Genomic DNA, 13,244 nt, shown 5'->3' on the forward strand with positions numbered 1-13,244 from the left:
CTGACATCTTATATACAACCTTTAGGGTGGTTTTAGCGGTGGGGCTCACCTGTTCCCATTCCGAACACAGAAGTTAAGCCCACCAGCGCCGATGGTACTGCTAACGCGGGAGAGTAGGCCGCCGCCAGTTTTTATTTTATTTTTAAAAAGTCTCATACAGCAATGTATGAGACTTTTTTTTGCTTTATACCTAAGCAGGTTACAGGCAATAGGCAGTAAGCCCTAATCCACTAGATCATTCCTGATTGAGCATTTTCAACTCTCAATTCTCAATTTTCAACTTATTTCACTTTTTGATACTGTTTTTTGCACTCAGAAATATTGAATTTTGCAGGGATGGAATTCCATTTTATATTGATTTGTTGAGATAACTCTCATATTATCAATAGTATCATCATGTTTTTATTTATTTTTTAAATGTATATTATTAAATACTGTTAAAATATTATATTTGTTTTAAACCATCGTGTATATATGAACAAATTAATAGTTAAGATTGGACTTCTCCCATCTTTATTTTTAGGTATCAATGGATTGTACGGACAAAATACTGATTCTACGAAGGCCGCGAAAATTGAAGAAGTTGTGGTAACAGCTTACGGTGTTAAAAAGGAGAAAAAATCACTGGGATATTCTTTCCAGGATGTGAAAGGTCAGACGCTTGTTGATGCTAAAGAAACAAATGTAACAAATGCTTTAGCAGGCAAGGTCGCAGGTCTTCAAGTCATAAAGGGTGGCTTTGGGCCTGGATCTTCATCGAAGATTAACCTAAGGGGATTTAATTCTTTTAAAGGCGATAATCAACCTCTGATTGTTGTGGATGGAGTTCCATTGAGCAATAGTTTAGGTGCTAAGCCTAAGAATAATAATGAAGCAGCTAATAATGATTTCTGGAATCCTGATCTGGACATGGGAAATGGTTTAAGTGATCTTAATTCTGAAGACATTGAATCGATGTCTGTACTTAAAGGTGGTGCTGCTTCAGCTTTGTATGGATCAAGAGGAGGAAATGGAGTTATATTGATTACTACAAAAAGCGGAAAGAAGAAAGGAGGATTAGGAATTTCTTATTCTACAAGTTTAGGATTTGAATCTCTGTTTATGAAGCCGGATATGCAGAAGAATTTTTCCCAGGGAAGTAATGGGTTGGTTAATCCGGAAAATAGTGATAATACTACATCATGGGGCCCGGCATTTACGGAATCAATGAAAAGATATGATAATCTTAAGAATTTTTTCAAAACAGGGGTTAACTCACAGCACAATCTTAGTTTTCAATCTAATTTAGGAGAAGGATCAAGCTTGTATACTTCAGCTGGTTATCTGCATGATAACAGCCAAATCCCAAATTCCACATATGAGAGGTTTAACTTTATGGCCAAAATGAATTCTACATTTGGTGCTAATAAAAGATGGACTTCGGAAGTAAAGGCTCAATACATAAGTACAAAGGGCAATAACCGTCCTTCCGGTGGACAGGGAGATGGCAATTTCTATCCTGCTATTCTGCTGATGCCTCAAAATATCAATATTATAGATTACCGTGAAGGCCAAATGCAAAATAATGTAACCTCCCGTTGGATCACTCCTAATGGAATCAACCCATACTGGTCTGCCTATAATAGTCTTAATGCGGATAAAAAAGACCGTATTTTATTAAATGGATATTTAAAATATCAATTCAATGACTGGTTAAGTTCCGATATTAGATTGGGTACTGATTTTTATGCTCTCAACACAGATGCCAGAGTTTGGACCGGATCTTCTCGTAGAAATTCGTATTCTACCGGCAATGAAAAGTTCTATGAAAATAATTATATAGCAAGTATTACTGCGAAAAAAGATAATTTATTTGGAAAATGGGGCGGATCCCTTTCGGTATATGGGCAAATGATGGAAACGAGAACTAAGGCCTTGTATTTTACTACTCAGAATCTTATTATTCCCAATGCATTTAACGTAAAAAATACAAGTGATAATGCAGCAGTAGCTAATTTTGAAATAGATCTTTGGAAGAAAATCAACTCCGTATTTGCCGCTGCAGAAATCAATTATGACGGATATTGGTTTCTTAACGCAACCACCAGGACAGACTGGTCATCAACATTAAATATTGAGAACAGATCTTATATTTACAATTCAATCAGTACATCATTAGTATTAACTGATATGCTGAATAAAATGAATGGATTTCATTCCAAATTTCTGACCTTTGCAAAATTACGTGCAGCTTACGCAGTAACAGGAAACGGCCTTGAACCTTATGAATTGTATAACAATTATGTACTTTCCACCGATCCTACCGGACATATTACTCTGAGCAGACAAAAAATACTTTACAATGCTAATCTAAAAGCAGAAAAGCTCAAAACATTTGAGGTAGGGGCAGATCTCAAGTTTTTCAACAGAGTTTCTTTAGACGTCAGCTATTTCAATAACAATGCTACTGGGCAACTCATTGACTTACCAATGAACCCGCTTTCAGGATATGAAAAAATGAAAATCAGTTCGGGAGGACTTCATAATCGAGGATTTGAATTTGTTCTAAACACAGATATTCTTAAAAAGGAAAATTTTACATGGAATGTAAATGCTAATTTATCCCTGTTAAGAAGTAATGTTGATGAGATTAACGGAGATGTTTCCAAGTATCCGATTGGAGGTTTTGATAATATAACATTTTATACAGAAGTAGGGAAACCCTATGGAGCTATTTATGGGACAAAATTTTTAAGAGTTGAAGATCCTAACAGCCCTTATTTTGGAAAACTTATTGTCGGGGCCAATGGCTTACCTCAGGCAACACCTGATATGCAATACTTAGGTGATCAGACCCCTCGGTCATTATTTGGATTTACCAGTAGTTTTGCATATAAAAATATAGGTTTATCATTTTTGGTTGATGGCCGAATCGGAGGGAAATTCTTCTCAGCGACTCAATTGGCATTGCAAAAAGCAGGACTTGCGTCAGATACAGCTCCCGGAGGAAGACGGGACAATTTTGTACTTGATGCTGTAGTACAACAGAATGGAGGATACTCTTCAAATACAAAAGAAATCACCCAGCAGGATTATTGGGCAGCTGTCACCACAGGAAACCTCGGTATTACTGAACAGAATGTCTACGATGCTACCAATATCAGATTAAGAAATATTCAATTGTCGTATACCTTTCCTAAAAGTATTTTCCAAAAAATGGCATTACAAAGCGCTAAGGTTTCTTTTACAGCTAATAACGTCTGGATGATTTATAGTAAGGCAAAAGGTGTTGATCCGGAATCTGTATTTGCAATCAGCTCAAATGCCGTAGGGTTTGAAAATATGGCATTTCCAACGACGAGATCTTACTTATTCACCATTACATTAGGCTTTTAATACTTAAATAACATCATGAAAAAATATATTTTATCTTGCATTGCGTTAGTTACATTATGTACAGCATGTAAGGATTTTGAAGATATAAATAACAACCCATTCGTTGTAGATCTTAATAAATCTGAGCCGGAATACTTTTTAAATAACTCTATTCTTGGGGCACAGCAAGATCCCAATATAGCAGAACGTGTATTCGTTCTTTACTGGAAAACCGCAGGAAGACAACAGCTGTCTACAGGTATCGCTGGTGGTACATATGATGATTCCTGGACATCGGAATACTGGAAATACATCTCCGAATGGCTAAATAATGCCAATGCCGCTATCGAAGTTGCCAATCAAAAAAAATCCATGGGACAGGGCAAGCCTTATTATGATAACCTTATTCAGATGTCAAGAATCTGGAGAGCTTATTTAATGAGTGAATTTTCCGATAACTTCGGGCCTCAGCCTATTAATGCATTCCAGGGAAACAATCCCACTTTCAACTCTGAAAAAGAAGTGTACTATTATATTCTGGAAGAGCTAAAAGATGCTACGGCTAAAATGGATGTTAATCAACCAGCGCCAAGTAATACCAATGCCTATGATATGGTATATGGTTTTAAATGGGGACAATGGGTACGGTATGCTAACTCTATGAGGATGAGAATCGCCATGAGAATCGCCGAGGTAGATCCTGCAAAAGCAAAAGCAGAATTTGAAGCTGCGGCCAGTTCAAATATGTATATCAGTAACAGCTCAGAAAATTTTACCGTTGCTGAAAAAGATGGCTGGAGTCCTCTGTCCGGAGTAATGTCCAGAGAATGGAACTCGCAGATTCTTTCTGCTACTTTAAATAATATGTATATTGGCCTTGGAGGAATTAACTCTACAGATCAGTTGCCAGCCAGCCAACATTCAGCAGTGAAAGCGGCCGATTATGTAGGAATAAAATACGATGAGCAGTTTACAACGATGACCAATGATCCGAGTGCAGGATATTGGCTGGATGGACTTCCGAATAAGATAGACCCGAGAGCCTATAAGACATTCTATATCCCGGGAGATCTTTCAAGTCCCGTGTACTCTCTCTATCCGACATACACCAATCAGGCAACTACTAATCACGGAGATCTGACGTTTGCCGATAACTCCAAAATAACAATCAATACTGTAAATACCTGGAATGCCTATACAATTGGTAACTGGGGAGTAAAAGGACAGAGAAACGGCCTGAGAAATGTAATAGGCTGCATGCCTGCATTAGGTAAGCAGTACAGGGAAAGTAAAAACTCAAGAATATTCTTTGCAAGCTGGGAAACCTACTTCCTGATGGCTGAAGCAGCATTGAAAGGCTGGGCAGTTCCGATGAGTGATGAAGCAGCTTATAATAGGGGAATACAGGATAGCTTTGCCTACAACGGTGTATCACAGTTCTATGGACAATATATTGCTTCAACGGACTTTAACAGAGACGGAACATCTGTTTCTTATAGCCATACTGCAGAACCGGGAGCCAGTCATACGATGAAATATAAAGATCCTGCTACCGGAAATTTGGTTTCTGTTGATATTAAATATCCTGTTAATACCATTTATAAAAATGGCTCTGTGAAAAATGATAAATTAACCAAAATTATCACTCAGAAATACCTGGCCAATACACCTTGGCTACCGCTGGAAGCATGGAATGATCAGAGAAGGCTGGGCTTACCGTTCTTTGAAAATCCTGCTATAGAAACTCCGCTAGTGAATCTTCCTAATCTGAATTCCGGAAATTATATGACCAATTCTATACAGAATTTCCCTCAGAGACTAAGATATCCTAGTACCTTCAGAAATACAGATCAAGTCGGATATGATAAGGCTGTTCAGCTACTGGGTGGACAGGATGCCGTTCTGACTCCTCTCTGGTGGGCAAAGCATTAAGTATAAAAATACCTCATCATAAATCCTTTTCAACATTTGAAAAGGATTTGTTTTTTTGTAGCCGTCTGTGACGGGCAGCCCTATCAGTTTGCTGCCACTGTGAAAACGACGCGCGTACTATATGAAGCTGCCGGAATAGCAACAGAAACCCCCGACAGCTGTAGTTGTAAATTAATATTTGAAAAGTTGACACTATTACTCAGTCCCAAAAGTCCTGTAAAAGTAATGGTTACAAATGTGACATCCGTGCCCTGTGGTACAGCAGTATAAGTAGTACCGCCATTGATCGTTGCGGTACAGGCAACACAGAGTCCGTTGATCGTAGTGGTGCCGCCGGTTCTTTTTGCAGAAAGAACTAACGAATTATTCCAGACGGTAGTGGCCTGATGCATGGTGATTTTTGCACCATTACTGGATAAAAGATTTAAGAAGGATCCCGGCAGTGTTCCGGACATTGTTATAGGGTTGCTGGGCGTAATATTATCATAAGTCCCGGCATAATTAGTTCCTGCTTCCGTAATCGCAGCAATTGTGGGTGCCCAGTTTCCTGTAACCGTTACTGTTTGTGCTCCAAAAGAACTGCTGCCCAAAATGAGAATAATGTACAGATACCTTTTTAAATAAATTATTCTGAGAAAGTGTCTACTCATTTTCATGCTTATGTTTTATTCTGTGATGGTATAAACAATGGAAACGGTGGTGTTGGCTTGAGCGGATAAACTCGCATATGTTCCGGGAACCAATGAAATAGTAAGACGATGTCCGTTATTGGCTCCGTTACCTGTGTAAGCCCCTCCAATACCACTGATAATAGTTGTAGGCGTTGTGGTAAGGGTAATCTGTCCCGCGGAAGTCCCTAATGTACCTCCGCCTGCTCCTGATGCCGCTGCAGCTTGTATCCTGATATTGACTCCGGGAATAAGTTGGCTGACAGATGCTGTAATTCTCCTGGAAAGTCCGCCTGATGCAATGGCAGAAGAATAATTGATCCATTTTGTCATATTAGGAGTCGGGTTACCAAGTGCATTTCCGGCTTCGGTAGGTGCTGTAAAGATTAAGCTGATACTTCCCGCAGGCTCTACATCCATTAAAGTAACCAAAGGTAACGTAAAAGTAACATTAGCCTGAGAATATAATAAACCGGACAGCATAAAAGCGACTGATAATATGGAACGTTTCAGAATCATTTCTTAATTTTTATGTCATTATATCCAACCTTTAAAGGTTCCTTCTGGTATTTGATTTCAATAGGCTGCTTAATGATATTGATGCTTAATTTTTTCGTTTCTGCAGACGCTAAGGTAAACTGAAATTTATCGGTTGAAATTTTGTACCGTTTATCGAGACCGTTTCGGTAAAGAGTAACAGTCCAGTCTCCGGGTCTGAGATAAGTAAAATCAAAATCTTCTCCTATAAAACAGATCTTACGATACGTTTGATTATTGCTCACAGCCTCTACCACAATACTTTCTTTTTTATTTTTCTTTTTCCTTGGTTGTAATGCTTCAATTTCGGTCTGATTGGGCTCTTCCACTTCCAGGAATTGGATATGCCCCTGTACATTTGCAGAAGAAGTTAATCCGAAATTAAAAGTATTCTCCTTATTAACAAGTGAAAGTGCAGCCGGAAAAGCAACCGTCGGAATATCATTGATCCCTGTAGTCGACCGGTCGATTTCCAGAAAGTAATTTCCGGGAATGACATTTTTGAATATAAAGTTTCCGTTCTGATCGGTAACAGATAAATAGCTACCTAACATTAACCGTACTCCCTGTGTCTTTTTGATTCCCAGATTTTTGATATTACCATATAAAGAAACGTATTCAGCTGTCCTTTGAACCGGAACATTCGGGCGCCAGGTATAACGTAAAGAAAATATAAAATCTTTATCTCCTATCTGCCCTCTTTGTAATGAATATCTGCCAGAAATATCAATTTCGTTTCCACGGAATACCTGTTGGTGAAAAAGGACTTCAAAGAGGTTTCTGTCTTTAAAATAATCCTCGGGAATATAATTGTTCTGATAAAAAATACTAAGGCTTGTTTTATCAGAGAACCGGCTGAAAATTCGTGCTCCGTAATAGACCTGTTTCTGATTCTGCAATTGATATCTTGAGGTCGTTCCAAAGCTTCCAAAGATACTGAACGAAGTTTTGAATTTTTCAAACGAAAGATTAGCCGAATATAAACTTGAATTTCCGTTAAATCCGCTCAGGTAATTATCTGTTTTTCCGAACTGTCCTTCAAGATTAATCTGAAATAAACCGATTCGCTGGTCTATTGTTACCCTGAAAAACCTTTCAAAGTAATCAAATTGTTTAGGCTCCAAACGATCCTGATATTTTTGATACCCGTTGGTGGCAACGATAAATCCGCTCGGCAGATATTTGTATTGAATACCATACTGCAAAAACTTTCTGTAGGGAGCGGCCAGAAACAAAGTATCTCTCTGAAAATTCTGGGCATCCTGCATATAATTGGCCAATACACTGATCTTCTCAGAAAGCCTGTACTGAATATTCCCACTCAGCGTGCTGGTATTGGTAAAATATCCTGCAAAATGAGGACTTGCTTTCATATACATAACATTTCCCGTAAGTCTTTTAAAATTAACTTCTGCCTGCGCCATAAAAGCTGTTCCGTCTGTTTTTTCCGTTGTGCTGTAAGCGATTTCTCCGGAAACGTTAATATTTTTTGAAATTTTAACCTTTCCTTTGGCATAAGGAAGGTGAGCTTCGGAGTCTAGCCTGACATTTCCAAAATTGGATTCTTCTTTTCTGGGTATTTTGTAAAGGTATCCTACAGAAATTTCTGATTCTTTCCGAATTTTAAATGCTGAATAAAAATTAAATTCATCCTTAATATCTCGGAAAAATCGCGGGTGATTGTAAAAACCGCCTATGCTTATTCTGTTAAAATCATAGCGGATTTCTGCACCCCGCCCATATCTTGCATACTCTGTTAAATAGGAAGAAGAATATGTTTTATCACCGAGGTGAACGAATAGATGATCTCTTCGGTAGTTCACAAAATATTCTTCATACTGGGTAAAATTGTTGAGTTCAACAGGATTATGGGTTACAGCCCGAAATTCAATCTGATTTTTATTATCCTTGTCCAAACTGCCTTTACCATACAGTTCACCCTGAAATCCGTCATGATATTCTCCCATATTTTTCATTCCCACAAAAGATAAGGACGCTGCGATGGGAAGTCTGTGATAAATGTCTGTATCCTGAGGTTTTACAGATATAATCTGTGTGCTGATGTATATATTTTGATTTTCTTTAGGGTTGTCTGTGGAGTATACCGAAAGATTTAGGTTCTGATATTCGTTCTGCCCAAGCTCAGGATTGGTCTCTTTGTGAATGGATACAATTTTTGTATCATTAGGAGCTAGACTAATTGCCGGTTCTTCGTCTACGATGGCATTCTTACTTTCAAGAATTAGTTTTTCAGTAACATTTCCGTTATTTTTTAAAAGAAAAGTAGCCCGTATGGTTTCTCCTGCTCTTATAAAGTCAGGGTATTCAAGAGGGGTAAGCGAAAGTTTTCTGTTGCCAAGAATGGTGACCTGCGCAGTTTTTGTAAACGCTATTCCCGAATTTTTATCAATACCTTTCAGTGTTAGCGAATAAGCACCCTTCGAAGCTTCTGAAGCGATCCGAAACGGAACGATATAACTTGTGCTTTGGTGAGAACCCATATGAAATTCTCCCTTAGCCAGGATAGGAATGATAGATGCGCTTGAGGTAGTCACCGAAATATCATAGGTTTTGTCTTCGTCAGAATTGTTTTCCAGCGCAAAAGAGATAGAAGTAGACATTCCCGGCGTCAGACTATCTTTTTTACCCGCCAACTGCTGTTGGGAAAAAATAAATACCGGAGATAAGAGAAGGATTATATATATAGTCCAGGTTTTAATCATTTTTTACTTCTAATTCCACATTGAGTGCAAAAGCATTTTCATCCTCATCGGTGGTTATAATCACAGCTTTGTATTGTCCCGGAGGTACTTTGCTGATATCAATATCAAATGTTTTGGAAGTCTGGGGTAACAGACCCATAGCCATACCTGAAAAATTCCCGATTTTTTCACCTGTTTTACGGTTGTATATTTCAATAGAAGCTGTAGGTCTGCAGTATAAATTGCCTTGATTGGCAATAGCTATTTTTACCGCCTGTTTGTGATCCTGCTTTTCTATTTTTACACCTTCAAACTTCAGATCAGGTTTTGCTTTTTCTGCATTATAATCGGTGATAACCTGAATAGCATAACGAATAACAGAGGTAATGTTTACTCCCGGTTTATCATTGCTGGGTTTGATATCTTCTACTGGTTCCACAATGATTACACTCCAGTAACTTCCCGGGTCTACAGATGTATTCGGTACTGTGATTTCATAGAATATTTCAGTTTTTTCTTTTCCTTTAAGCGCTACCAGATTAGTGTTGAGTTTAATCCATGAACCATTGCTTCTGTTATTGGTATGAAGTGCCGTGTAATGGGTAGTTCCGTCAGACTGATACTTGAAATCCTGCAAAAATATTTTTACATTCTGAGGATTAGTACTTGTATTCTCTATCGCAATCTTGCCCTTATAAACTTTTCCGTTTTCTACTTTGTAAGAATGCGTAAGACCATTGAGGACCACAATACCGGCATGTAAAAAGCAAAACTGCAAGATCAGGGAAATCAAAATAAGGACACGCTTTATCATAGTCATGTAAAGTTTAATTAGATGGTAATAAAAACCCGGAAGAAACTGTGGGGCAATTTCTTCAGGTTTGTTTTTAATGGTGAATTTCTTCTAGTTATCTGAAATCGTATAGGTAACAGTTGCTACTGTAGTTGCGGTTGCCTGTAAATCTGCATAGGCTGCAACTCCTCCCGGGCCACTACCCGGTGCAAGAGCATAGGTAAGATTGTGGCCGTTATTGGCACCGTTTCCCGTATAAGCACTTCCAATCCCTGAGATGATGGTCTGGTCAGCAGCACTTAATGTTAAAAGCCCTGCAGATGTTCCCAATGTACCACCTCCTGAGCCTGTAGCTGCCGCCGCAGTAACGTGGATATCAACTCCGGGGATAATGGCGTTCATTTTTACCGTTACATTACGGGTTGGGTCTGCAACAGATTTGATGGAAGAATAATTAAGCCACAGCGTAGTATTGGCCGCACTTGCTACAACAGGGTTTCCGGCTTCAGTTGGAGCTGTAAATCCTAAAGTAAGGTTTTTTGTAGCAGCAGGTTCAATGTCTACCAATGCAACTTCGGGAACAGAAATCGTGATCGTGTGGTTATCCGTGTTGGTATCCTGTGCACTCAGATTCCCGGATACGGCAACTGCGAATAATGACAATGCAATCGTTAAATTTAATTTTTTCATGATGCTGAGAATTAGTTAAGTGAATATAATAAAATTCGACATACTGTAAAAAAAATATCATATATTTTTTATATTGTTAAAAATAAGTAGTTTATATTTAAATATGATTGATGAATTATAAAGTGTGTTTTCCTTTGTTTAAAAGAAAATCCTGTACATTTTGTACAGGATCTTTTGTTGAGTTATATAATTTCAATTAATTCCAATGAGGATCGGATACTGAGATTTTTCCGGTTTCTATCCGTCCGGCAAAGTGCCAGATATGGCCTGCAAGGGTTACTTTCAAATCATACCAGCCTTTATTTTTGGTAAGATCTAAGATTATTTTCTCCTCTGTTTTTTTTAGAGGCACCTCCTTTTTATTTTTTTCGTACAGGTCTTCTATATTGATGGCCAAACCGGCTTTTTTATGATTTTTAAAGACCAGCTCAATCTGGTTTTTAGAAGGGTTATTGATGAATAATACTTCGCAGTCGGGAGTTGCATCTCCTTTGAATTTTCTGAAAAACCCGTTCGGTCCGAAAACCTCATAATCATATGCTCCGGACTGTACATCATGTGATAGTTCCTGCTGGGCATATAGGGCATAAGCAAAATGATAATGATCTGTATTCAGACGATTTTTGTCATAAAGTAATAATGGAACCCCATTATCTCTTAAGTTGGTCATTCTGATCTTACCATTGTCCAGATTCACATGGAAGTTATAAGGAAGAGGGTTGGATGGTTTTGTTCCTCTCTCCTGGATGTCGAGAAGCTGTTGATTCAGCTCATTTTCCGAATACCATTTCAGGTCTGGTACCGGTTTATTTTTCGCGGCATTAATGGTTTTGGCAAAATCTTTCTGATTTAAATAACCCATTTGGGGGACTTTCACATCAGGAGAATTAAAGGCCGACGTAAGATCCCCGCATATCGCTCTTCTCCAGTCACTGATATTGTCTACATGAACATTCTTTTTGAATTTTTTCATGATAAATTTCTCCAGAAACTGAAGTACTGACGTATGATCCGATACTTCTGAATTTACAAAACCTCCTTTAGTCCATGGAGAAGCAATAATCATAGGTACCCGGTAGCCCAGGCCTACTGTCCCTTCAATTTTTTCATGGCTTTGTAATGAAGGATCAGACATGTATTGTTGAGATTGGTCCACATATTCAACTCCTTCTCTTCCGTTCATATCTACGGGTTGGCTCGGGTTCATCGGAGGGGCAAATGGAAGGACATGGTCAAAATATCCGTCATTTTCATCGTAATTAATAATGAATATGGTCTTTTTCCACATTTCAGGATCTTTGGTAAGAATGTTTAATACCTCAGAAATGTACCATGCTCCATACCACGGCGATCCGGGATGGTCTGAAAAATGTTCAGGAGCTACCAGCCAGGAAACCAACGGAAGTTTTTTCTCCTCCACATCTTTTCTGAACTGAAAAAGCACATCACTTTTCGGGACGACAAGTCTTTCCCCATTTTCATCTTTTCCGATTTCAAGATTCCAGTAGTCGGGGTCATTCACATTGGTGGTAAAGGCTTTTTCGTGGAGGTTTTTCTCCGTTTGGGATAGTTTTGAATAATTATCCGGATGGTATTTCACCTGATCTTCCTGCAATTCGGAGATCATGGCTTCAAGTTTATCTTTTCTGTTGGGGTTCTTGGTGATTTCCTGTTTCAGATAAGTAATGATATTTGGAATATTCTGGTAATATCCTTTTGAAAATTTGACATTGTATTTTGAGAACCATTCAATAGGGTTGTCTGTAAAGTTGCTCAGCCAGGCTTCCTGTTCTCCGGACATTCCTTTCGGAAGACTGATTTCATTCTGATAGATACGCCATGATACCTGCTGCTCTTCTAAGATTTCCGGAAAGCTTTTCCATTTTGCCTGACGGGCCTTATCATAATCGATATTATCATTATAAACATTGGCTTTTACCTTTCCGTTTTGCTGTTCCCTTAAAGTCCCGGACCAATGAAAGAGTCTGTTCGGCGTGGTCCCTGTCAGTGAGGAGCAGAAATATTGATCAAAGATGGTAAAAGCATCTGCCAGCTGATAATAAAAAGGAAGGTCTTCACGGTTATAATAGCCCAGTGTAAGGGGAATTTTTTGATAATCTTTGTTTCCGGAAGCTTTTGCCTGAAGCCATTGGTCATATTTACCTTTATTTAAAGCTTTCTGTTGATTATCCCATGAGTGGGGAAGCGAGCTCATCCAGGTAGATTTGGTATTTCTGAGATCCAGCCGGGCAGGAGAAGCGTATTTACCGCTATTGTCTTTTTGAAAGAAAACAGAATGGCCATCCTGTTTTACAAATGCTCTTTTATCCAAAAAGCCTCTGACTCCTTTAAGCGTACCAAAAGCATGATCAAAGGAACGGTTCTCCTGCATCAGAATGACAACATGCTCTGCATCGTAAAAAGTCGACCGGGCAGCCGGTTCAATAGCCAAAGCTTTTAAAATAGCGGGGTGCAGAACGCTTGAAGTTCCTAATCCTGCCAATAAAATACTTGATTTTTCTAAAAATTCTCTTCTGTTCATGTGCAATCGTAATAAGAAAGAAACCG

Annotated in this window: 8 protein-coding genes and 1 rRNA gene; 3 read left to right on the forward strand and 6 right to left on the reverse strand. The window is 38.6% G+C overall.

Annotated elements, in window-relative coordinates; genetic code table 11:
* Window positions 1–22 precede the first annotated feature (22 nt).
* From rrf to M030_RS0121980, 3 genes are all read left to right on the forward strand, one after another.
* Window positions 23–130: ribosomal RNA gene (gene rrf / locus M030_RS0121970) — 5S ribosomal RNA — on the forward strand.
* 344 nt (window positions 131–474) lie between these two features.
* Window positions 475–3,375 (forward strand): SusC/RagA family TonB-linked outer membrane protein, encoded by a 2,901-nt coding sequence (locus M030_RS0121975; protein WP_027375377.1) that lies wholly within the window; start codon window positions 475–477, stop codon window positions 3,373–3,375.
* A 15-nt stretch (window positions 3,376–3,390) separates the two neighbouring features.
* Window positions 3,391–5,286, forward strand: coding sequence for a SusD/RagB family nutrient-binding outer membrane lipoprotein (locus M030_RS0121980; protein ID WP_027375378.1), 1,896 nt, complete (start codon window positions 3,391–3,393; stop codon window positions 5,284–5,286).
* Window positions 5,287–5,369: 83 nt separating this feature from the next.
* On the opposite strand, the gene M030_RS0121985 is transcribed toward M030_RS0121980, so the two are convergent.
* From M030_RS0121985 to M030_RS0122010, 6 genes are all read right to left on the reverse strand, one after another.
* A complete protein-coding gene (locus tag M030_RS0121985; RefSeq protein ID WP_228375340.1) occupies window positions 5,370–5,936 on the reverse strand; it encodes a hypothetical protein in 567 nt (188 codons plus the stop codon).
* 15 nt (window positions 5,937–5,951) lie between these two features.
* Window positions 5,952–6,473 carry a hypothetical protein gene (locus M030_RS0121990; RefSeq protein WP_051585215.1) on the reverse strand — a complete coding sequence of 174 codons (522 nt, stop codon included), beginning with the start codon at window positions 6,471–6,473 and terminating at the stop codon, window positions 5,952–5,954.
* Window positions 6,470–9,214: a hypothetical protein gene (locus M030_RS0121995; RefSeq protein ID WP_027375381.1), complete on the reverse strand. Its 2,745-nt coding sequence runs from the start codon at window positions 9,212–9,214 to the stop codon at window positions 6,470–6,472. Before M030_RS0121995 ends, M030_RS0121990 begins: the two co-directional genes overlap by 4 nt.
* The gene (locus tag M030_RS0122000; RefSeq protein ID WP_027375382.1) at window positions 9,207–10,007 is read right to left on the reverse strand and encodes a WxL protein host-binding domain-containing protein; all 801 of its coding nucleotides are present in this window, start codon (window positions 10,005–10,007) and stop codon (window positions 9,207–9,209) included. Before M030_RS0122000 ends, M030_RS0121995 begins: the two co-directional genes overlap by 8 nt.
* Window positions 10,008–10,097: 90 nt before the next feature.
* Window positions 10,098–10,676 (reverse strand): hypothetical protein, encoded by a 579-nt coding sequence (locus M030_RS0122005; RefSeq protein WP_027375383.1) that lies wholly within the window; start codon window positions 10,674–10,676, stop codon window positions 10,098–10,100.
* A gap of 196 nt (window positions 10,677–10,872) precedes the next feature.
* Entirely contained in the window at window positions 10,873–13,218 is a 2,346-nt protein-coding gene (locus M030_RS0122010; protein WP_027375384.1) for a phosphocholine-specific phospholipase C, read from the reverse strand.
* Between the last annotated feature and the right edge of the window lie 26 nt (window positions 13,219–13,244).

The organism is Chryseobacterium sp. UNC8MFCol, from assembly GCF_000482305.1.
Taxonomy (GTDB): domain Bacteria; phylum Bacteroidota; class Bacteroidia; order Flavobacteriales; family Weeksellaceae; genus Chryseobacterium; species Chryseobacterium indologenes.